21 protein-coding genes and 2 riboswitches are annotated in these 23,681 nt (G+C 31.9%); of the genes, 2 read left to right on the forward strand and 19 right to left on the reverse strand.

Annotated features, from left to right (window positions below):
- Nucleotides 1-66 precede the first annotated feature (66 nt).
- A riboswitch (Lysine riboswitch) is annotated at nucleotides 67-242 on the reverse strand.
- 77 nt (nucleotides 243-319) lie between these two features.
- From JMO20_RS08160 to thiS, 9 genes are all read right to left on the reverse strand, one after another.
- A complete protein-coding gene (locus JMO20_RS08160) occupies nucleotides 320-1,423 on the reverse strand; it encodes an amidase domain-containing protein (protein WP_202709056.1) in 1,104 nt (367 codons plus the stop codon).
- Nucleotides 1,424-1,536: 113 nt separating this feature from the next.
- Nucleotides 1,537-4,032: an ABC transporter substrate-binding protein gene (locus JMO20_RS08165; RefSeq protein WP_202709057.1), complete on the reverse strand. Its 2,496-nt coding sequence runs from the start codon at nucleotides 4,030-4,032 to the stop codon at nucleotides 1,537-1,539.
- Between the two features lie 75 nt (nucleotides 4,033-4,107).
- Nucleotides 4,108-4,905, reverse strand: coding sequence for a GNAT family N-acetyltransferase (locus tag JMO20_RS08170; protein ID WP_202709058.1), 798 nt, complete (start codon nucleotides 4,903-4,905; stop codon nucleotides 4,108-4,110).
- A gap of 280 nt (nucleotides 4,906-5,185) precedes the next feature.
- The gene (locus JMO20_RS08175; protein ID WP_202709059.1) at nucleotides 5,186-5,803 is read right to left on the reverse strand and encodes a thiamine phosphate synthase; all 618 of its coding nucleotides are present in this window, start codon (nucleotides 5,801-5,803) and stop codon (nucleotides 5,186-5,188) included.
- An 11-nt stretch (nucleotides 5,804-5,814) separates the two neighbouring features.
- Entirely contained in the window at nucleotides 5,815-7,128 is a 1,314-nt protein-coding gene (gene thiC / locus JMO20_RS08180) for a phosphomethylpyrimidine synthase ThiC (RefSeq protein WP_202709060.1), read from the reverse strand.
- 198 nt (nucleotides 7,129-7,326) lie between these two features.
- Nucleotides 7,327-8,430 (reverse strand): 2-iminoacetate synthase ThiH, encoded by a 1,104-nt coding sequence (thiH, locus tag JMO20_RS08185; RefSeq protein WP_202709062.1) that lies wholly within the window; start codon nucleotides 8,428-8,430, stop codon nucleotides 7,327-7,329.
- Nucleotides 8,430-9,206 carry a thiazole synthase gene (locus JMO20_RS08190; RefSeq protein WP_202709063.1) on the reverse strand — a complete coding sequence of 259 codons (777 nt, stop codon included), beginning with the start codon at nucleotides 9,204-9,206 and terminating at the stop codon, nucleotides 8,430-8,432. The genes thiH and JMO20_RS08190 overlap by 1 nt, the downstream gene beginning before the upstream one ends.
- 15 nt (nucleotides 9,207-9,221) lie before the next feature.
- Nucleotides 9,222-10,028, reverse strand: coding sequence for a sulfur carrier protein ThiS adenylyltransferase ThiF (gene thiF / locus JMO20_RS08195; RefSeq protein ID WP_202709064.1), 807 nt, complete (start codon nucleotides 10,026-10,028; stop codon nucleotides 9,222-9,224).
- 115 nt (nucleotides 10,029-10,143) lie between these two features.
- A complete protein-coding gene (thiS, locus tag JMO20_RS08200; protein WP_202709065.1) occupies nucleotides 10,144-10,338 on the reverse strand; it encodes a sulfur carrier protein ThiS in 195 nt (64 codons plus the stop codon).
- Nucleotides 10,339-10,462: 124 nt separating this feature from the next.
- A riboswitch (TPP riboswitch) is annotated at nucleotides 10,463-10,560 on the reverse strand.
- 355 nt (nucleotides 10,561-10,915) lie between these two features.
- Here thiS and JMO20_RS08205 point away from each other — a divergent pair.
- Nucleotides 10,916-12,184, forward strand: coding sequence for a replication-associated recombination protein A (locus tag JMO20_RS08205; protein ID WP_202709066.1), 1,269 nt, complete (start codon nucleotides 10,916-10,918; stop codon nucleotides 12,182-12,184).
- Between the two features lie 32 nt (nucleotides 12,185-12,216).
- Entirely contained in the window at nucleotides 12,217-12,465 is a 249-nt protein-coding gene (locus tag JMO20_RS08210) for a hypothetical protein (protein ID WP_202709067.1), read from the forward strand.
- Between the two features lie 38 nt (nucleotides 12,466-12,503).
- Here JMO20_RS08210 and ltaE read toward each other — a convergent pair whose 3' ends face one another.
- From ltaE to ord, 10 genes are all read right to left on the reverse strand, one after another.
- Nucleotides 12,504-13,541 carry a low-specificity L-threonine aldolase gene (ltaE, locus tag JMO20_RS08215; protein WP_202709068.1) on the reverse strand — a complete coding sequence of 346 codons (1,038 nt, stop codon included), beginning with the start codon at nucleotides 13,539-13,541 and terminating at the stop codon, nucleotides 12,504-12,506.
- A gap of 366 nt (nucleotides 13,542-13,907) precedes the next feature.
- Nucleotides 13,908-14,864, reverse strand: coding sequence for an NAD-dependent epimerase/dehydratase family protein (locus JMO20_RS08220; protein ID WP_202709069.1), 957 nt, complete (start codon nucleotides 14,862-14,864; stop codon nucleotides 13,908-13,910).
- 73 nt (nucleotides 14,865-14,937) lie between these two features.
- On the reverse strand, nucleotides 14,938-15,267 hold the full coding sequence (locus tag JMO20_RS08225; protein ID WP_202709071.1) for a DUF4870 domain-containing protein: 330 nt from the start codon (nucleotides 15,265-15,267) through the stop codon (nucleotides 14,938-14,940).
- 166 nt (nucleotides 15,268-15,433) lie between these two features.
- Entirely contained in the window at nucleotides 15,434-16,498 is a 1,065-nt protein-coding gene (gene orr / locus JMO20_RS08230) for an ornithine racemase Orr (RefSeq protein WP_202709072.1), read from the reverse strand.
- A 145-nt stretch (nucleotides 16,499-16,643) separates the two neighbouring features.
- Nucleotides 16,644-18,011, reverse strand: a complete 1,368-nt coding sequence (locus JMO20_RS08235) for a GlmL-related ornithine degradation protein (RefSeq protein WP_202709074.1) — start codon at nucleotides 18,009-18,011, stop codon at nucleotides 16,644-16,646.
- Nucleotides 18,011-20,221, reverse strand: coding sequence for a D-ornithine 4,5-aminomutase subunit OraE (gene oraE, locus JMO20_RS08240; RefSeq protein ID WP_202709080.1), 2,211 nt, complete (start codon nucleotides 20,219-20,221; stop codon nucleotides 18,011-18,013). Before oraE ends, JMO20_RS08235 begins: the two co-directional genes overlap by 1 nt.
- Nucleotides 20,221-20,586: an ornithine aminomutase subunit alpha gene (locus tag JMO20_RS08245; RefSeq protein WP_202709082.1), complete on the reverse strand. Its 366-nt coding sequence runs from the start codon at nucleotides 20,584-20,586 to the stop codon at nucleotides 20,221-20,223. The genes oraE and JMO20_RS08245 overlap by 1 nt, the downstream gene beginning before the upstream one ends.
- Before the next feature lie 53 nt (nucleotides 20,587-20,639).
- Nucleotides 20,640-22,055, reverse strand: a complete 1,416-nt coding sequence (ortB, locus tag JMO20_RS08250) for a 2-amino-4-oxopentanoate thiolase subunit OrtB (protein ID WP_279380082.1) — start codon at nucleotides 22,053-22,055, stop codon at nucleotides 20,640-20,642.
- Nucleotides 22,048-22,362 carry a 2-amino-4-oxopentanoate thiolase subunit OrtA gene (gene ortA / locus JMO20_RS08255; RefSeq protein WP_207753464.1) on the reverse strand — a complete coding sequence of 105 codons (315 nt, stop codon included), beginning with the start codon at nucleotides 22,360-22,362 and terminating at the stop codon, nucleotides 22,048-22,050. Before ortA ends, ortB begins: the two co-directional genes overlap by 8 nt.
- 9 nt (nucleotides 22,363-22,371) lie before the next feature.
- Nucleotides 22,372-23,418 (reverse strand): 2,4-diaminopentanoate dehydrogenase, encoded by a 1,047-nt coding sequence (ord, locus tag JMO20_RS08260; RefSeq protein ID WP_202709085.1) that lies wholly within the window; start codon nucleotides 23,416-23,418, stop codon nucleotides 22,372-22,374.
- Between the last annotated feature and the right edge of the window lie 263 nt (nucleotides 23,419-23,681).

The raw sequence follows: 23,681 nt of genomic DNA on the forward strand, positions 1-23,681 counted from the left end.
TCATATAATAAAAGCCTTGAGCATTCACTCAAGGCTAAGCACTGCATTATAAAAGCATGTGTCTAGATGAATGATAGCTCTCCACAAATAAGATTTGTGACAGTGCTGTACATATTTTATACAACACCAGCATCATAGCATTAAAGCATTAGCTATGTGCTTCGGCGATATTTCCTTTCCTATTACTTCACAGAGCTTACCTCCATAATAGTACTATTAAATATCGCACCTCTATCCTATATTTCACTTTATTAAGTTTAATAAGAATTATAATAAATTATTATTATATTGTCAACTTTATTTTTTTTAATGCTCTTTTTTAATAATGTACTCTTACTAACCAAAACTTTATATTATTATCACTCCATCCTAGTTCCCAGGGAACTCTATATCTATCAGTATTATGGCAATTAACTAAACTATATCCTTTTGAATCTACACCTGTAACTACTGAAATATGGACGATTTTCCCTTTCTTTTCATAAGCAACAAAGTCTCCTGGTAATAGCTTATACGAACTCTTATAAACTGAGTCATATGATCCTCTAGCTATTACAGACGCCCTTCCACTATTTACCATATAGTCTTTGAAACCTTGAGCATTGACCCAAGCTCTAGTACCGTCTTTTTCATAATTCCAAGAATATGTTTTCTTAAATCCTCCGCCCTCATGAAGAATTTGTGAAGCAAAGTTTGCACAGTCTCCACCGAGATTATTATAATCTTTATATTTACTATTATATTTAAGTCCGTATTCCTCATCGGAAGCAGCTCCACAGTACTTATCAGCATATTCAATTGCTGACTTTCTTCTTTCATTAATTCCTGATATGTCCCTTGCTTCATGGTTAATAATGAACTCATTAACTTCCTCAGAGTTAATCTTATCCAAATGCAAGGAATCTGCAAATGGATCATTATACCAATCCCTCGTAATAAGCCATTTATCCTCTTGTTTTTCCAAATCTAACAAATGATACGTTCCTATTCTAAACATATTTATTTTATCAGGCTGATCAAGATAATAATACTCATACTCCGTTGAAGCAGTAAAGCTTACTTGGATTCCTTCATCGGTTTCCTTTGTATAGTTTATTCTAATTATGGTATCAACCTCTTTAAATTTTACACCTTGTTTTTCTGACCATATGTGTAGGTATTTCATTTTCTTTAGCTCATGTTCATATGCCCATAGTCCGTATTTCTTATTTTTATTATACATATAATTAAGACTATCTAAATCCTTCTCTAAAAGGGCATTATTTCTAAACCTAATAATATCATTTACAATTTCGTAAGCCTGATTTTTATTAAAGACAGATGCAGTAATTGGAGCTTTCTTAAATAAAAAAGATGCTATTATTAAAAAAGCTATTATGATTAGAATTAAGTAAAGTCTAGATTTCCTTAAAATTATTATCATGCTATTACCTCCACAACCTATTCATAAAATTATATGAAATTCTATTGGAATATAGACATTTTTTTAATAAGTTGAGGAAATTCCTACAGAAAAAAATAAGGAGTAAATACCCCTTATTTTCCCTTTGGTTCATTTATAACAATATCTTCAAATCTAATTCTTTGTAAGGAACTGACCCTTACATTTTTAACATTTTTCTTATAGCCAAAAGGTTCTTTCTTATGGTACAAGAATATCCATGGAATATCGTCGATAATCATATTTTGTATTTCTTTATACACTTTTTTTCTTCTATTAGGATTAACAATCTCTTTTGCTTCTTCCATCTTTTCAACAACTTTAGAATTATTATAATTACCAAAATTAGTATAATTATCAGGATGGAATAAAGGTCTAAGGTAATTATCTGAATCCCCTGTATCAGCTATCCATCCCATTGAGAATACATCACACTTAGCAATGCTTTCTGGACTCATATATTTCTTCCTATCCACTGTAACTATTTCATAAGCCACATCTATATCCTCTAAACAGCTTATAATGAACTCAGTATTTTTTGATAAACCACCTTCTCTAACTAAAATTTTCAATTTTTCTTTATTATTATAATATCCATTTTCCTTTAAAATCTTCTTCGCTTCATTTGGATTATATTTAAATCCATCTAAATCACTATTATCTATTAATGCTGGTGGGAATACTCCTTTGGATTCAGATGCTATTCCATTAAGAAATTCTGAAATTAATTTTTTTCTATCAATCGCCAAGTTTAAAGCTCTTCTAACATCTTTATTTTGTGCAAAAATCGATTTAGAGCTAAAATTAAATCCCCAGAAATTTGTACTTAATATATCTTTTAATTCAATAGTTATGTCTTGAGCTTTATTCTTAATAATATCCATAGTATTAGAGTTCAACACTAAGAAGTCATATTTCCCATTAATAAAGTTATTAGCCACTTCTTCATTCTCTTCTTTCTTATAGAAAATATCAACTCTATCAATATATGGTTGTCCACCATAATAATCTTTAAAGGCTAATAAAGAATATTTTTCATCATCCTTTTCTCCTAATATAAAAGGTCCTGCACCTGAAAAGATACCTTTTTCAATATCTTCTTTTGGTAAAATCGAACAGCATACCTCTGCTAAATTAAGTATAAAACCACTATAAGGTTTAGTTAACCTTATCCCTATCCTATATTTATCAAGTACCTTTACGCCTTCAATATAATCATTCTTCCCTTTGTTATACTCCTGTGCACCTTCAATATCTGTTAAAAACCAAACGTTAGGTGATTTAAGCTGAGGAGACAACATTCTTTTAATTGAATACTCCACATCTTCTGCTGTAATCTCTCTTCCATTGTGAAATTTTGCTCCTTTTCTTAAATTGAAAACCCAAGTTACATTATCCTCTTTAAGATACCAGCTTTTAGCAACTCCTGGATAAATATCATTTGATGATCCTTTGTTTAAGAGTCTGGCATGAATATTTTCTAATATTTTATTAGTTCCTGTTTCAAAGCATATGGCTGGATCTAGTGTAGAAAGTTCTCCCATCCTTGTACTTAAAACATATTTATCCTTATTCTTATCACGCTTATCTATTATAGTCATGATTCTATCATTTAGTTTAGTTAAATCCTTTGATGTTTCATAAAGAAAATTTAATGATGATTTAGTTTGTTCTGCATTCATAGACATTATCTCTATCATTGAAGTAAAATCAAAAAATATTTGATTTAAATCTTCAGTTGATAATATTACACTTTCAAGACTTGTAGTTTGTTCTGTCATTGCATTATTAATTTCTTTTGTTACCTCAGTTGTGGTGTTTATTGAATCAATAATCTTATTAAATACTTCATTAGTATTATTAGCTATAGTAACACCCTTATCTACTTTATTTGAACTATCATCCATAGCTAGTATTGTTTTCTCTATGCTTTCGTCTATCTCTTTAATTATTTTTGAGATCTCTTCAGCTGATTCATCGCTTTTATCAGCCAACTTTCTAACTTCATTTGCTACAACGGCAAATCCTGCTCCATGCTCTCCAGCTCTAGCTGCTTCAATAGTAGCATTTAAAGCTAAAAGATTAGTCTGACCTGATATTTCTTTGATTACCTTTAACATATTATCTATTTGCACAGCATTTTTCCCTAAAGAATTAACCATTTCCTTCATATAATCAACTGAATTAGCGATTTCTTTCATCGCTCCAATAGACTCTTCTATAGCTGAATGTCCTTCTTTAGCTACATCTAAAGTTTTATCCGCAATTTTTTGAGAATCAGAAGTACTTGCACTTACTTCCTCAGCCATAGCAGAGTAACTTTCTATTTGATTTACCACATCATTAATAAATTGCTTTTGTTTTTCAACATTAACTGATATGTACTGGATATTATTCATGAGGTTTTCAGTAGCAAAACCTGTTTCTTCTATTCTTGTATTCATCTTATTAATAGTAATTCTTTGATTATGACAAAGTAATGTTTCTAGCTTTTTTTCAGCTGTCTTTGTCTTACCTATTTCATTTTCCTTATGTATATTTTGTTTTAATTCAGAGCTATTGTTCTCCTTTTTAAAGAACTTCTTAAGCAATGCACCCACCCCTTTTTTAAAATCTTAACTACATTGTAACATTTTTTTGTTAACTTTTTAACATCTTTTATGTTTTTATTTATAACAATCTATCATTCTGCCTATTTCATTAAATCCAAGCTTCATATATATCTCTCTTACACTCTTATTATCATATTGTAGATATAACTTCTTTCCTTCTTTTATGAGTTCCTCACATAATTTTAATAAACATTCAGTGGCCAACCCTTTATTTCTATACTCAAAATCAGTTGCAACTCCTACTATTATTGCTGAATCTTTTTTCTCATATGATGATTGTGCAATTGATATGATTTTACCATCCTTTTCAATGTAATATCCACGCCCCGTTTTATTGAAATATTTTTCAACTATTAGTTCTCTTGGCGTAAAGCCTGTAAAGACTTTTGAATATAGCTCAAGTATTCTGTCAATATCTTTAATATAAACTTTTTTAACTATGCTATCCATAGAAAACTCTCTATGTGCTTTAATATTATACAAATCCTTGGAATCACTCAATTCACTTATATAGGAACCCTTCTTAATCTTCGAGAAGTTATAGTTGTTTACTAGCTTATTCAATATGGATTTTTCTCCAATTATTTTCTTAAAATCCTCATTATTTATTAGCTCAATAAAATCATTAACGTTATATTCTCCTGTAGAAAAAAACTGCATATTTCCAGCTTTTCTTTTAAATAAAATTGATATAAGGTCTCCTTTATTATCAAACTCTCCCCATTTTTTATCAAAAACCATTTTATATTTTTCTCTTTCAAGTCCTTGCAATATAAAATAATTAACTATTGAATTGTTCTGTAGAAAATCCATTAATTCTTCGTTATAGCTTTCATCTAATAGTTTTATCATTAATTCACCTACTCCAAATGAAATTTATAGGAACCATATTCTAATTTTATCACAATTTGTATAAAAATCATATTTGCTACAATTATTTGTTACATTTATATAATCAACTTATAATTTTTAAATATACATTTGTCTTATTTCTGTATATTATACAATAACTATTGAAAATTTCTCTAATGAAAATACAAAAGGACTAGAAAAATATTTTAAAATATTTTTCTAGTCCTTTTTAAGTCATCTGTTATTAAGCAACCATATAATCAACTAAGCTTAGAATAGTTTAAAGCTCTCCAAATAAATTTTTCTTTATTATTTTAGTATCTTCTTTGGGTTTTGATGAGGACATAATATATGACATTACAGCTATGCCATTAGCTCCTGCTTCTCTTAATAGATAACAGTTTTCACTATTTATTCCACCTAAAGCAATCACGGGTATTTTTAGATGAGTCTTTATCTTTTTAATAAAGTCCACTCCCTTTGGTTCCAACCCTTCCTTGCACTTTGTTGGAAATATGTGGCTTGCCAATACATAGTCTGCACCATTTTTTTCAGCATAGATTGCTTCTTCTAAGCTATGTACTGAAACGCCTAATAGTCCATTATATTGCTTTCCTTCTTCCTCAAAACTCTCAAAACTAATATGATAGCCATCGGCACTGACCTTTTCTGCTACTTCTTTATTGCTATTTATTATAAGAAGAGTTCTTTTATGACTATCTGCAATTTTATCATTATAGGAATCAATTATGCTTTTTATTTTAATAGCTATTGGCGTTAATTCTTTAGTAGTTAGGTCTTTCTCTCTTAAAATAACAATATCTACTCCACCTTCAATAGCTTCTTCAATAGTTTTGTAATAATTTTCTTCCTCTACTAGTTTTCTATTTGTTATCAAACAAAGCATTATTAGTCATCTTCCCTAAGGATATTAATATTCTTCCCTTCCATAACTTTATTCATATTTCTCATTGAGCACATTTTACCACACATGGTGCAGCTATCTTCATGCTCTGGTTGAGATTCTGCTCTATATCTCTTAGCCTTTTCAGGGTCTATTGCAAGATCAAACATTCTATTCCAGTCTAATTGCTGTCTAGCTTTACTCATTTCATAATCCCAATCTCTTGCTCCCTTTATACCCTTAGCTATATCTGCAGCATGGGCAGCTATTCTTGATGCAATTATACCTTCCTTCATGTCATCTAAAGTAGGTAATCTTAAATGCTCAGCAGGAGTTACATAGCAAAGGAAATCTGCTCCACTACTTGCTGCAATAGCTCCACCTATTGCACTTGTTATATGGTCATATCCTGGAGCTATATCAGTTACGATTGGTCCTAATACATAGAAAGGAGCTCCATGACATAACTTTTTCTCAAGTAACATATTAGCTTTTATTTCATTTAAAGCCATATGTCCTGGACCCTCAATCATTACCTGAACATTTTTCTCCCAAGCTCTCTTAGTTAACTCTCCTAAAATCATTAATTCATGTATCTGACTAGGATCTGTAGAGTCATTTATACTTCCAGGTCTACATGCATCTCCTAGACTTAAAGTAATGTCATATTTAGCACATATATCTAATAAATCATCATAATATTCAAAGAATGGATTTTCTCTATCATTCAATTCCATCCATGCATACATTAGGGAGCCTCCCCTTGATACTATATGGTTTAATCTTTTATTTCTTTTAAATATCTCAGCTGTTTCTCTATTTATACCAGCATGAATAGTAACAAAGTCTACTCCATCCTCTCCATGCTTTTCAACAACCTTTAGAAATTCTTCTGCAGTTATATCTTGAAGCTCTTTATCATAGAAGCCTACTGCATCATAAATAGGCACTGTTCCTATCATAGCATTTGAAGTATCTACTAGTCTTCTTCTAAACTCTTCAGTTTTACCATAGGAGCTTAAGTCCATAATAGCCTCTGCTTTAAGGTCTAAAGCAGCTTCAACCTTCTCCATCTCTACGTCAATATTACAACAGTCCTTAGAAATACCTAAATTTACATTTATTTTAGTTCTTAAACCTTCTCCTACACCTTCAGGACTCAAAGATTTATGATTCTTATTAGCTGGTATTACAACTTTCCCCTCAGCTATTAAATCTCTTAAAACTTCTTCATTCATCTTTTCCTTTTCAGCTACCATTTTCATTTGTTCAGTTACAATACCTTTTCTTGCTGCATCCATTTGAGTTGTATAATTCATTTAATTCATCCCCTTTTTACTATTTATAAGTTTTTATTTATTTATAAAAATACATATTAAAATTTTATGCAATATTATATTTTTGTGACTTAAGCATTCAGTCGTTTTGTTAATTAATTTAGAAAAAACGACTAAATAGGTCAAGGTACAGATATAATGTTTAAAACAGATGGATCTATAAATATCAATTATATTCAACTATATTTTCATCCAATCCTTATATATTGGATGATATCCCTTAGACAAAATGGCTTCTCTTACTTCTTCGACAGTCCTTTTATCGGATATCTCAAATTGACTAGTATCATCTTCCTTTGAAGTGTGCCCTCCAACCTCTGTCGATACCCCAGCAGACATCTTAGTTACTCCTAGTTGTATAATATTATCTCTAAAAGCTTGATTCTCTCTTGTAGAAATTGTAATACCTGCATTAGGTAAGAAAAGTCTAATGGCTAACATTATTTGAACAATATCTTTATCAGTTACATCATGCACTTCTTCAAAAACACCAACATGGGGTCTAATCCTTGGTAACGAAACACTAATATCCACATCATTATATGTATCCTGTAAATATCTAGCATGTATACCAGTCTTGAATGCTTCTTTTCTCCAATCATCTAACCCCAGTAGTGCTCCTATGTTTACACTCCTGATTTTTTGCAAGCAAGCCCTTTCTGGAGCCTCTAGTCTAAACCTATAGTTCTTTTTTGGTCCTGCTATGTGAACCCTATCATATATTTCTGGATTATACACCTCTTGATAAACGGTAAGCCCATCCACACCTGCCTCGATTAACTCACCATATTCTTCTTCTGAGAGGGGGTATATCTCAATTGTAATTGAATCAAAATATTTTTTTAATATATTAACTGCTTTAACCACATAACTAATAGGAGAATGTTTTCTAGATTCCCCAGTTAAAATTAGAATATGTCTTAGACCTGTATCTGCAATAGCTTTGGCCTCTGCTTCTATTTCAGCTTCAGTTAGTTTTTTTCTAGTTATATCATTCTCTAGATTATAACTACAATAAGCGCATTTATTAACACAATAATTTGCTAAATACATTGGTGTATATAACAAAATTGCTTTACCAAAATGCTGTAATGTCTTTTTATATCCCTCTTGAGCCATGGCCTCTAAATGTTTACCAGCCTGTGGAGATAATAGCTTTAAAAAGTCCACATCACTTAATTTTCTTTTTCTAATTATTCTAAGTATATCTTCATCTGTCATACTATTGAAAATATCATCATAGTTTAGGTCATCGTAAGATTTTAATAAATCATAGAACCCCATTACTTATCACCTTCATTTAAAAATCCTGTTAAGGGTGATGAAGCCTTTGCGTAGACACTTTCTGCCCCTAACTTAGCCTCATAAGCTGTTCTTCCTGCTTTTACAGCTAGTGAAAAGGCTTCTGCCATCCTTACTGGATCATCTGCAGTTGCTATAGCTGTATTAACTAATACTGCATCAGCTCCCATTTCCATAGCTTCAGCTGCTTGTGAAGGTCTGCCTATTCCAGCGTCTACTATAACTGGTATATCTATTTCATCAATTAATATTTGTACAAGCTCCTTAGTTCTTATTCCTCTATTAGTACCTATTGGAGCTCCCAATGGCATTACAGCTGCTGCTCCTGCTTCTACCATTCTTTTTGCTGACATTAAGTCTGGACTCATATATGGTAAAACTACGAATCCTTCCTTTGCTAAGATTTCTGTAGCTTTTATAGTTTCTTGATTATCTGGTAAAAGATATTTATTATCAGAAATAACTTCTATCTTTACCCAATTACCACATCCCATGGCTTTAGCTAATCTTGCAATTCTTACTGCTTCTTCTGCATTTCTTGCTCCAGAAGTATTTGGAAGTAAAATACAGTCCTTTGGAATATAATCTAAGATATTTTCTTCCTTGCTTTCTAAATTTACTCTTCTTACTGCCATTGTAATTACCTGAGTTCCACAGCTCTCAATCACATTTGGTAGAACATCATGATTAGGAAATTTACCTGATCCAATCAATAGCCTACTTTCTAGCTTGTTACCTCCAATTACTAAATCACTCATACATATTCATCTCCTTTAAACTTCTTTCTCCCCTAAAATTATCCTTAAAACAGTATTAGCTTGATGATTAGCTGCTATAGAAACTCTAGGAGCCATTAATCCACATCCAGGCTTAGCCTCTGAAACTCCATCTCCTACTAGATAAAATTTATCTCTAATTTTTCTAGTTTTAATAATGTTATTTGAGAAGTAACCAGCCATACCTGAAGCTGCAACAATATATTTGTCTTTACACTCTGTTAACACTGTATTAATAAGCTCTGCCTTGCATTTTGGATTATCAAAAGCCTCTACAACTATATCAACACCTTCAAATATTTCCTTAATATTACTTTTATCTAAATAAGTATTTACTGTTTCCACTTCAACATAAGGATTAATTTGAGAAATTATATCCTTAATTGCTCGAGTCTTTTGCATTCCTATATGTTTTACAAAATACTGCTGTCTATTTAGATTACTTGGTTCAACTACATCAAAATCGACTAATATTAGTTTTCCTATCCCCAATCTAGCTAAGGATATAGCAATGTTAGACCCTAACCCTCCTAATCCAGCAATTCCTACAATAGCATTTTTCACTTTTCCATGTACCCCTGGAGTATGTCTAGAAACTAATAAATGCTCAAGCTCATCTTCATTAGGCTTTTCTCCTCTTTTAATAAGAACTAATCTATCATTTTCTTCTAACTTACTATCTTCTTTTATGATAAAACCATTTAAAATAACTATATCGCCTTCAGGTTTGATTTCATCTCTTATTTGAAATGCTGTTTTTCTCTCATTAAACTTCATTTCCTTTTCATTTACATAGATTTTCATATTATCACCCTAACATTTTATTACTTTAAGAAATTTCATATTTAATAACAAATATCTTTGTTAATAAAACTTACTATACAATTTCTTTTGTTTAAAAACTTCTATCCTTCTCTCCTTAACCTCCACCTATAAATCCAACTATCTCTATCTTGTCATCATCATTTAAAATTCTTTCTGAATAAACTTCCTTAGATATAATTTCCATATTTATCTCAACCACTACTTTTTCTTCGTCTAGATTCAACTTATTAAGTAGATCTATAACATTACTATTTTCTTCAAATGTCATTTCTTTTCCATTTACAATCACATTATCACTCCTTTCATTTGATTGGGTTTATCACTTTCTTTAGTTAAATTCAAAACACATTGTATTTTGTCTTATTGCAATAAAAAAAGCTTACCCTTAGGGTAAGCCATTTACTTCAATCATGCCTGGAAATAAACTGCTTCCCTTCGGTAGTATTAACTACATCAGGTTCAAAGGGTCAGGTTAAACCTTCTCAGCCATGTGGCCCCCCTAGCAAACTTAATATATATTATTCAGTTGTTTAAAATATTATTCTAATTAACACTCATTATATATCAAAATTTTTTTCATGTCCATAGTAAGTGGTATATTAAACAAATTTGTAAAATTATATCTGGGTTGTTAATTATTCAATCTAACCTACATTAAATTAAACATTAATGTAGATAAACACCTACGTCATCAGGATATAATCTTGCATAAAATCTTATATATGTTTTTTCATATATAAGATTAAAGTGATAAATTACATAATGAAATTTTGCTAAAACTTTTTTAGTGAATCTAAAATATATTTGATAAATAGCTTAAACAGTGATATATATAAGATATAATTCTATATAAAGAAGGTGATTGTATGAAACCCTTAGCAGACTTAGTCAGACCCCAAAGTCTCAAAGATGTTGTTGGGCAAGAGCATATCTTGGGAGAGAATAAGCTATTAAAAAAGGTTATTGATTCCAAACATATTCCAAACATGATATTTTATGGACCGCCTGGTACTGGAAAAACAACTGTAGCAAATATCATAGCCAATGCTACAAACAAGAAAATATATAAATTAAATGCCACCGACGCTTCTCTTAAGGATATCAAGGGAATCGTAAATAATCTAGATACGCTTTTTACTCAAAACGGCGTATTACTATATTTGGATGAAATTCAAAACTTTAATAAGAAGCAACAGCAATCTCTATTGAAATTCATTGAAAACGGACAAATTACTCTTATATCAAGCACTACTGAAAACCCCTATTTTACTATATTTCAAGCAATTATAAGTAGATCAACAGTTTTTGAGTTTAAAAAGTTAGATGAAGAAGATATTTTAAAGGGTTTAAAAAGAACATTATTTATCGCTGAAGAAGAGATATTCAAGAGAGAAATAAAATATAATGAAGATGCACTTATTTACATAGCTCAAATCGCAGGGGGAGATTTAAGAAGGGCAATTACTAATTTGGAATTGGCTTTGCTTTCTAATAAAGAGAAAATTAACGATGGAGATTTTATTATAAATATTGAAATAGCTAAAGAGTGTACCCTTACTACAGGTTTTGCCTATGATAAATTTGGAGACAACCATTATGATATTTTAAGTGCTTTTCAAAAGTCCATTAGGGGGAGTGACCCTGATGCAGCAGTTCATTATCTTGCTAGATTAGTTAAAGCCGGAGATTTACAAAGTATTTGTAGAAGACTTCTTGTTATTGCATCTGAAGATATTGGCTTAGCCTATCCCACGGCAATTAATATCGTTAATAATTGTGTAGATGCAGCTATGAAGCTAGGTTTCCCAGAGGCCAGAATTCCTTTAGCTCAAGCAGTAATATTACTAGCTAGCTCACCAAAATCTAACTCTGCTATATCTGCTATAGATAAGGCACTAAAGGACTTAGATACTAAAAACATTGGTGATATTCCTTATTACTTAAAGGATGCACATTATAAAAATGCCAAGTCATTAGGTAGAGGCATAGGATATCAATACCCTCATGACTTCCCAAATCATTATGTGAAACAAGATTATCTGCCAAAAGAATTGTCTGATGCAAAATACTATGAACCTTGTAATAATAAAATTGAAAATAGATTTATGGACTTTCTTAATGGTATAAAGAAATAATTCATAGGTATACTACCTACTGAGGTGATTTTATGTACTATAAAATTTGGTCTAGAAATCCAAGTCATATTTGGGATTACATAGCCTTTAACCAAGAGGCTGAAGGAAAGTTTATTAAATATGAAATGAAAGATGAGTTAGCAGTAGATTATGTGCTTTACGAAACCGACCAAGAAATAAATCATAGTCTATTTAACCAGTATGGATTTGTTTCTATCCCTATAGATTATGATGATATTTATAATTCAAATGATGGTAGCTTAAAAAATGAGGAACTATAAAAAGTCCCTCATTTTTCTTATCTAAAGAAATTGTATATTTACAAATTAAATATATTTTTAATCCTATTTATTGATTCATTAATATCGCTTTCATTTATATGTCTGTGGGTAACAAATCTAATAATCTCATTGGTTATCGATGATGCTAGAATTCCTTTTTCATTCATTTTCTCAACAAGTTCTTCAGAAATAAATCCTGTATCTTTGATATTAATCATTAGAATATTGGTGTGAATAGTATCTCTATCTATTGAAATCCCTTCAATCTTTTCTAGTCCATTGGCTAATTTAATAATATTCTCATGGTCTTCATATAATCTATCAGTCATTTTTTCAAGAGCTATAATTCCTGCTGCTGCAATAACTCCAGCTTGTCTCATTCCTCCACCAAGCATTTTTCTAAATCTTCTTGCTTTATTAATAAAGTCCCGATCACCTGCTAAAATTGACCCAACAGGTGCACTTAAACCCTTTGATAAACAAAACATAACACTATCTGTATATTGAGTTATCTCCTTTACATCTTTTTCTAGTGCAAGAGCTGCATTAAAAACTCTAGCTCCGTCTAAATGTACAGGTAATTCATTTTCTTTTGCTAAGTCATAAATAGCTTTCATTTTTTCTACAGGAACTACTACCCCACCAGCCATATTATGAGTATTTTCCATGCATATAAGTCCTGTTTGAGGATGGTGAATATTATCGTCTTTAACTATTGCTTGTCTTACATCATTAACATCCATGGCACCATTATACTCTTTTATAGTTCTGGCTTGGAGACCTGATAAGAAAGCTAAACCTCCAACTTCAAATCTAAAAATATGAGACCAATCACCTAGGATCACTTCTTGTCCTCTCGTAGTATGAGAAAGTAAAGCTAGTTGATTTCCCATAGTTCCTGTTGGAACGAATAATGCTGCTTCTTTTCCTACCTTTTCTGCAGCAAGCTCTTCAAGTCTGTTTATTGTCGGATCTTCTCCATAAACATCATCACCAACTTCTGCCTTATACATAGCTTCTCTCATTTCATCTGTTGGCTTTGTTATAGTATCACTTCTAAAATCTATAGTTTTCATCATTTCAACTCCTCTTTTATTAAATTCGATATTATAATTATATAATATCAATTAAGAAGTTAAAAGTATAATCTTTAGCATCCCTAAATATATACTACTACTTAATAATACAGTCTACACTTAATTAATCATAGTTAACAACTAAGAATCTTATGCAAAGGCATATAAAAATAGCTAAATCAAGAATTTAACGACCAGTAAATATAGTCACAAAGACTTGTTTAGCAATTTTATTGATGCATATATTATTTCTTATTAGTTTTTAAAATGACTTCTAATATGAATTTTTCTCGTTGTAATTTTTTAAAATTTTATTTTTTGGCTATTTACATAATATTATTCTTTTGTCTGAACTGAATCAATTTATTAAGTATGATGTAAATTATAAAGTTGTTTAATATACTCTACTTCTCCCTTTATTCCATCATAAATATCAGTCCTTTTCTTAGATGACATGATATTATTCATTTTCTCAACGTTTGCATGAGTGATTAACTGTTCTTCTTGTATTGGCTTAATATAATTAACTTTAGCCTCTTTATTCAAAACTTTCTCAATGATTTTGATTGACTCATTTACGCTTAAAGATAAACCCCCACCTATATTAATTATCTCTTCTTTAATGTTATTTTCAACTGCCTCTAGTAAAATTTCACATATATCGTCTATATATATGAAATCCCTCTTTTGTCTGCCATCTCCATACACATTAATCTCTTCATTCATGAGCATATTTCTAATAAACTTATGGAAAGCCATATCAGGTCTTTGATTTGGTCCATAGATGGTAAAGAATCTAAAAATATCTATATCAATATTATAGGTTTTTCCATAGTAATGACAAAGAGTTTCACCTGCTAGCTTTGATACTCCATATAAGGATATAGGCTTAGGGTTATGAAGCTCTGACATAGATATTTCACCAGTGTCTCCATATACAGTTGACGATGATGCATAAATGAGTTTCTTAATACCTTTGTTTTTTACTGCTTCCAATAATCTTTGGGTTCCAGTAATATTATATTTTATATATTCATCAAAGTTCACTTCGCTACATGTGGTTACACCAGGTATATCAGCTAAATGAATAATAGAATCTATTTTTAATCCTTCGATTAGTTTTGAAATATTTGGGTCTAGTATATTACTCTCTAGAAAAGTAAACTCTGGGTTTCCATATAGATGTCTTAAATTGAATTCCTTTATACTTTTAGAATAATTGTTATAAAAGCAGTCAACTCCAAGAACATTATATCCCTTGTGTAATAAGACCTTACATATATTACTCCCTACAAATCCAGCTGCTCCAGTGACTAATATCATAACAAAGAAAACCTCCATTCATATGTCCTTATTTATAATATATGAATGAAGGTTTGTACTTAGTTATTCATTATTAGAAATTTCTTCTTATAAAGTTTCCTGAGATTGGATAAGAATAGTCTACTCCATCAACCACCTTAACCATAGCTATGATTGGGAAAATTACTCCAACAATAACAATCACTACAAATCCTAAAATACCTATTAAAATAATGGTTAAAATAGCAGAAATAGCAGCACCTATAGCTAACATTATTTGAAAACCTAATGCTTCCTTTGCTTGAGTCTTTACAAAGGGATCATTGGATACTAATAAAACTATCAATGGAGCTATTATAGGAATTCCAACAAAAGTCCCCAAATGAGATAAAGCACATAATAGTTTTTGTTCAGTTGTCAACATCTTTACACCCCCTATTGATAATAGCCATTATATTATAAATGACATAAAATATCCACAAACTTAATAGCTTTGTTCTACATAAAATTACTACGAAATTTAATACAATAAGTCTGATAAATTTTTAAAATTTTGCAAAGACATATTTATTTTATAACTATGAAAGTCCTTATTTACAAACTTTGTTAACATATTCAGAAGTCATAGTACTCAATATACCACCATAACTTAAATTAAAGTATACCTTATCTCCTACCTTATATTCATTATCACAATCTGTGATATCTAAGATAAAATGGTCACTGCTAGCCCCCAAAATTGAAATTTTATCATCATCAGGTATAACATTATCTGTATCAATGTCTTGTCTACCAACGGCACATATTGCTCTTTTTCTTATTCCTTTGTCTTCAAATGTGGGCTTATTACCAAATGCATCCATTCCAATTTCCCCAATAGGTATTGATGGTTTATCTTTTATTTCAACTATCTCTACGATTAACTTAAAAGCGTCCTCATAGGTATCTTTAATTTTTTCACCAAAAGCTGTTTCTCTCCCCAATACGATAGATTCTCCTAATCTTAATTGATTTATCCCTTGTGGCATTTCACCATTCTCTAGTAGGTAGATACTACTTGAATTGCCACCTGAAATAATATCAAGCTGAATATCAAATTTTTCTTCTATTTTTTTCTTCAAGTCTAAGAGCTTATTTAGATTTTCTTTTCTTGGTATAACTCCACCATAGCAAGTTAAATTGGTTCCTAACCCTACAAGCTTGATTCTACTAAGCTTTAAAATACTCTCTACATTACTATATATATCTTCTTCTCTAAATATACCCTCTCTTAGATCACCTAAATCAACCATTAATATTATTTTATGATTCTTGCCTACTTTTATTGCTTCCTTAGATAATGCTTGTATTGTCTCTAATTCAGAATTAAGAGAAATATCTGCTAGTTCTACTACTTTATTAGCCTGACTAATCATTGGAAGTCTTAAAAGTAGCTTTGGAATGGAAATATCCTTTATTTTTTCTAAATTTTCAATTCTGGAATCTGCAAGCATCTTAACTCCACCCTTAACCATTGCTTGTGCAATTGGCGGATAAGCACAGAATACCTTTGTAACCCCTATAGCATCAATATTATTTTTATCACATAAGGCTGAAAGAATTTCTGTATTGTGTTTTATTTTATTTAAATCGACTTCTATTCTAGGATAGCTCATTTAATCATCTCCCTTTAAAAATATAACTGATTGCATCAACAAACTTATTATATTGATACAACCAGTTTAGTGTACATATACTGTATTATTATATTGTAATATAATCTTCATCTAGGCTCAAGTATGCTAAAATTTTATCATATATTTATTGTATTTCTAGACTTTTCTTTAATAAGCTAAGGGCTGCTTCAGCATATCTTTTAGATAATACACCTAAAGAAGCCATTATGTATTTATTATCTACTAAAATTTTTGCTTCTTTATTTGGGTATAAGCTATTACCCTTATTGCTTAATGCTATTTGTTTCATTATATTAATTCTATTAGGAAGCCTAGTCAAGGCACCTCCTGTACCAACTATATACTTCACATTTGTTAAATCCTTACCTTCAGCCACAGTTTTCTTTCCATTTGGACCATATAAATGTCTTAGCTTTCCAGCATGTCTATCTACGGCAGTCAATACAGCCTCAAGAGCTAATTCTTCTACGAAACTTCGTTCTAAATCAGTGCTTGGTATAGGTTTATGATTTTCAATTAAACTATCAAGTTCTTCCTTAGAAATATTAAGAGTACTAATCAACTCATCTTTGCCAATTCTATCTACTACATTTCTCATATTGACATATACTCCCAAATCTCCTTCAACTGTTCTCTTTGCCATTGGTTCAGGACTTATTAAAATCCTACTTATCTCCTCACTACCTTCTGTTACTGAATGAAGGTCGGTAGTGGCTCCACCTACATCAAGAGTTATCAAGTCTCCTAGTTCTTCTCTGAGTAGCTTTGAAGCAAGCATTACTGCTCCAGGAGTTGGTATTATTGGTCCATTTACCATTTCCCTTACCTTAGTCATACCAGGTGCATGAATTATATGCTCTTCAAATACATCCTGAATTACTCTTCTTGTTGGTTCAATGTTAAGCTGATCTATTTTAGGATAAACATTGTCAACAATATATAGCTTGGATTTAGTATTTTCAAATATTAGCTTAATTTCTTCTTGATTTTCTATATTGCCAGCATAAATAACTGGTACATCAAGATCTAAGTCAGCAATCTTTTCAGCATTTTCTATAGCAGTATCTCTTTCACCATAGTCTACTCCTCCAGCTATAAGTATAATATTTGGATTTATCTCTTGTAATTTTTTTATATCAGTTCTTCTTAAACGCCCAGAGGTGATTTGCTTAATATTAGCACCTGCACCTAGAGCAGCTTCTTTTGCAGCTCTAACTGTCATATCATAAACTAAACCATGAACAGTCATTCTTAAACCACCTGCAGCACTACTAGTAGCTATTAGCTCATCATATTCTATTTCTTCAACATTCAGGTTCCTTTTTAGGTCATCTATTGCTCCTTTTAAACCTATGTTCACATCTCCCTCTAAAACTGAGGTAGGAGCTTGCCCCTGTCCCAAAAATTTAGGACAGGTGCCATTCACTCCATCAAAAGCATTAACTACTGTTGTCGTACTGCCAATTTCAGCTACGAGAACATTGGTTTTCATTATTTATTCATTTCCCTTCTCTTTTCAACTAGGAATGTGGCAACATGAACTCCTTTAGTTCCTCTTCCGAACCCTGCGTCTACTCCACTTTCAACTGCTAATTCGTTAGAAACTTGAGTACCACCAGCTAATAAAACAATTTTATCTCTAATTCCCTTTTCTCTACAAAGGTCACTGATTTTCTTCATATTCTTATAGTGAATATCATCATGACTTATAATAGTTGAAGCTAATATCGCATCAGCATTAAGCTCAATTGCAGCATCTACTAGCTTTTCTACAGGTACAGAAGTTCCTAAGTATTCACATTCGATACCATATTTTTCGATTCCACCATGCTTGATATCAATAATCTCTCTTAATCCAACCGAGTGCTCATCTTCTCCAACAGTTCCAGCTACAATTTTCATTGGTTTTTTATCTATATCTTCTCGAATTTCTTCGTCGGACATTACCTTAGGCTTTGGTGGTATAACTAAATCAGCAGTATCTATCGTAAATGGTACTCTACCTTTTATTTCTATTCTAGTACCTTCAGCTGCTTGCATAACTTCTTTATGAATAACTTCAACATCTTCTAAGCCCATCTTCTTACCAACCTCTATAGCAGCAAACTCTGCAGTTCTCTCGTCAACAGGTAAGAATAGAGTAGTTTGAACTATTCCATCTCCTGCCCATTCCATTTCAGGCTTAATTTTTGTTGTTTCTCTAAGTTCTTTAGTTTCTTCTAATCTAACATTAACATTGTCGTTCTCATCTAATTCATCTATATAAACTATCTTATCTGGATCTTCTAATGAACATCCACCGATTAATGAAGCAGGATTATCTATTGCATTCTTGTCATATTGTTCAACATTGTTATAACCAAAGAATGCAGTTACTGGAGCCATATATTCTTCATCTCTTTCATATACTGTACCTACTCCAATTCCTCCTTCAATCTTTCTAGCGATACCATCACCATTTCTCTCTGGATACTCACCAGAATCAACAAAGAAGCCTTCTTCAACAGCCTTGAAGTATCCGCCAACTTCAATCATTTCTTCCATAAATAATACTGCTCTTTCTTTAAGCTCTCTAACTTTACCAGCTAATTCTCCATGGTCTCTCTTGATTTCAACCATTTCTTGAAGTCCATCCATACCTACTAGAGCTTGTTTAGCTGTAGTTGTACCTTCTATATTATATATATGCCATGGTACATTTCTACCTTCATCAGGGGTAATTGTAGATTGTATTTCTGCCCTAGTTAATTTAGAAATTAATAGATTTAGTACATGGGTTACAGTTGCTTCCCTAGTGGAAGAACCCATATATTTAGTATTTTGCTGTGCTCTTATTTTATAGTCTTTAAATACTTCTCTTAATGCTACTGCATAAGGTAAGTCAATTCTCATACAAGGTGCTGGTGGTGCTGTTGGTGGTACACTTGATAAACATATATTTTCTTTATCCATACCACATTTAACTGAGAATATTGAGTTAAGTCCGTGCTGTACCATTAACTCAGGCATTACCTTCCAAGCTTTCATAGCTGTTGCATTGGCGTTATGTGCTCCGTCTATTTGAGCCATATCTGCCCAAGCCATGACCTTCTTAGCATTGGCAGCATCAACAAATGATCTCACCATGTTTATATTTCTATACAATACGTTATATTGAGGATCTTGGTGAGCTCCATTAACTCCCTCTTCTGCAAACATAACAGCTATTTCAGGACCAGCAACTCCACTTACATATGAGTGATAGTTTATTGGTCTACCCACTTCATCTTCTATTAAATCTAAAGCTTTTCTTTGTGCTCTAACTTGCTTTCTTGTTATAGGAATACCACCTATTCCCTGTGGAGTTCCTTCAATCAATCCATCAAAGTGGCTTTGGCCGGCAGTTCTAATAACCATTAGATGATCGGCTCCATGCCAAGCAGCCATTCTCATTCTTCTAATATCATCTTCAAATCTACCAGAAGCGATTTCTGTAGTAATTACATTTTGTGGCTGTGGATCCATCTCATTAAAGTAATGTCCACCTGGAAGTGGTTGACTTTGCTCTAGATTTTCAGCAGTATCATAGTATTCAAAATCTCCAATTTTTCTATGCTCTCCAGTGCCCTTTCTCCAAGTCCATCCTCTTCTTCTTGGTTTGTACTTATCTAAGTCTTTAAGAATATTTTTTATATCTAGTTTTTCATTTGGTTGTAATTTCACTATTTGTCACCTCCATTAAATGCGGCAACAGCTTCGTCCCACAATTCTCCTTCTAGAAGCTTGAGTCCTGCCTCTCTTATGTCCATATTTTTATTTTTTGCTACTTTATAAACTACATGTCCTGCACCTTTTCCCATTAGTCCCCTATCTACGACACCTTCAACTATTCCTTTAGCTTCAATACTTGAGAATCCCATTCTAATTAATACAGATCTTTCTATTGAAGGAGTAGTGTTCTTTTTAGCTAAATCAACTAACGGATCAACAAGCTTTTCAGCCAATTCCCAAAATTTAGCTTCTAATTGCTCTTCTGTTAAGTCCTTTAAATGTTGTCTTCTATCTTGAAAATCGTCTTGTCTTTTCAAATTTTGCACCTCCTGTTAAATATAAATCAACTTTTATTATGTCATTATTATTCTTAATTTTCCTTAAGTTCATTAATAATACTTTTGATAAACTCAGCATCTGATTTAGTGTCCTCTGCTAGAAATTCTATATCTTCTTTAGTTATTTCTGCATTTGGATTATTTGCTAAGCAATTCTTGATATAAGATTTTCTAATCTTATTAAGGTCTAAATCTCTAGCCTTGATCAAACTAGGATTCCTAGGTAATACGATGTTTTCACCGGGTACTTCGTCCTCAGGATTACCTATAATAATCTTTATACCATTATCTTTAGCAAATGATAACTGAGGTTGAATATGTTTGCCTGCCCCAGTATATTCTGTTTCTTGAACTACTATAATCTTATCCTTATCCATTTCTTGAGCCAAGGCAAAAGCAGCTGCCAACGATGTATTCCCAGCAGGACCTCTTTCAAGTCCTTCTAGCTGAGCTAAAGCTTCAGTCATATAGAATACCTCGCCTTGATTAACAGTTACATATCTATCCATATATCTTAAAGCTCTTGCAGCTGATCTTGGCACATCAGATCTGTCTGGCCATGTAGCAAAAGGTATCCCAAATCCTGTATGTCCTGTGGTAAAGGATTTTCTGTTAAACTGTTTATCACTAGCCATATGTAAACCCTTAAGATTTACACTGGCACCAATAACTTGAACATTTTCTGCTCCAGCTTTTATTAATCCCCTAGCAGTTCCTGTCAGGTTTCCACCACCTGCATTGGTAGCAACTACTACATCAGGATCTCTTCCTTCTCTTTCCCTAAATTGCATGGCCAATTCATACCCAAGGGTTTCTACCCCTGCAATACCAAATGGTGTATATAAAGAAGCATTAAAATACCCCGTTTCTTCTAATAACTTTAAGAATGTATAGAACAACTCTGGGCCTACAGTTAACTGTAATACCTCTGCACCATAGGCTTCACATTTTCTAGCTTTCTCAACTATTTCAGGTTGACCATATCCTCTTGAATCATAACATTCCTGAACAATTATACATTTCAAGCCTAGCATAGCAGCTTGGCTTGCCACAGCTGCACCATAATTCCCACTTGTTGCTGCTATTACTCCCTTATACCCATTTTTCTTAGCATGATACACACTTGTTGCTGCTCTTCTAGCTTTATAGCTTCCAGATGGGTTTGCTGCTTCATCCTTAATAAATATTCTGGCACCTTTTCCCTTTGGAGCAAATTTTCTTGCTAGGTTAGTTATATTCTTTAATTCATATATAGGAGTATTTCCTATGCCAGTTTCCTCCTGTATATTTTGTATTTCCTGTAGACTATAACCAGTATCTCTCATCATGGCATCGTAATCAAACAGAATACCCTTAGATTCAAATTTTTCATAATCTAAACCTACTGCCTTCTTCATTATATCATTTCTTCTACCCATCACAGCATTATAGCTCATATCTTTACTCATTAGATTCACCATCCTTTAGGATGTCACGTAACTGTCTACCTATATAAAGTAACTCTGTTACACATTTTCCATAGTCATGGTCATAAAAAGGATTTATCTCAATCAATTCCCCTTTAATTGTTCTTCCAATATAAGTTTCCACTTCTACTTCTTCACCGATCTTAGCTTCATCGTTTAATAAAAACCCTTTGTCCCACATTTCTAGTGGTACTTTTTTCGTATCTTCTGGCACTTGAGGTGCCCTCTCATCAGGGGTTAATACAATATTATGTATTCTCACCCAATCTCCTTTTTTAGCAATATTCATCAAAATCGCCTACCTTTTAATTAATTGTCTCATATCTCCCATTATTGCTCTAGGAACTGGTAAATCAATCATTGTTTTAAGACCTGGGTCAGCATTAATTACTTGAGGAATCATATTTACACACATAGCTATAGTTCCTAATCCACCTTCAACTTCTGGCTTGATTGACATATTAACTTCTGGAGTTCCTTTTATTGTAATATAATCACCAGTATAAGTTCCTTCCATTTCTGGCTCAATCTGTTGTGGATGAATCATATCTATCTTAGCTTCTCCATCTACATATCCTTGACCAGTCATATTTACTCCTGCCACATTTCCAGCTTTAGCAAATCCATGAGGTGATTTTCTATCTACATTTGTAACTATTGGTTTCATTTGTTGTTCAAATTTTTCTACATTCCAGCCAATTGCATCACCTATCATTCTAATTGACTCAGCAAATCCAACGTGTCCAGCAAGACTACCGTCTTTAACTCCATTTTCAAATTCTTCAACTGTAATTCCTACCCCTTGCTCTTCCATTACAGCTGGTCCAAATGGAGATAAGCTATTAACTCTTTTAGCTTCAATATGCTCAACATCTGTCATACATCCTGTTAGACAAACTACTAATAAGTCCATGATTAGTCCAGGATTAATTCCAGTACCTAATACAGAAACTCCATTAGCTTTAGCTATCTTATCTAGCTCTTGTGTTAACTCAGGCTCTTGAGCCTTTGGATATGCCATTTCTTCGGCTGTTGAAATTATATTAATCTTATTTTCTAATATAAGCTTTAGCTTTGGAAAGGTTTTCTTAGTAAATGAATCAGTAGCCACTAAAGCTATATCTGCACTACCTTCACTAATAATATCTTCAATATTATCTTTGATAATTACTTCAGGTCTATCTCCCTTTTCTACACCTAATACTTCGAATAAACTCTTGTTTACTCTAGTTTCATGTCTGTCACAAACTCCAACAATGTCTACACCTTTTTTCTTTAATAACATCTTAGCCATACCACTACCCATTGCTCCAAATCCCCAAATCACTACTTTAACATTTTCCATCAAAGACACCTCCAAAATTTTAATTTTAGTTTCATATAAGAAAGTATAGTCATTATAGGTTTTTATATACTTTCCAACTTCCATCAATGCATTACATACAACTAAACTTTGAGATATGCTTAATTGTATCATGTTAATTATATCCAATATTTATATAGTTGCAAAATCTAAGCCAACTTTGAATATATAAATATTTTTTTGCTAACGTGTAAATTTCAACATTTCTGAATTTTACATAAAAAAATATTAACTGTTTGCAAAAC

The organism is Sporosalibacterium faouarense (assembly GCF_016765695.1).
Classification (GTDB): domain Bacteria; phylum Bacillota; class Clostridia; order Tissierellales; family VENL01; genus Sporosalibacterium; species Sporosalibacterium faouarense.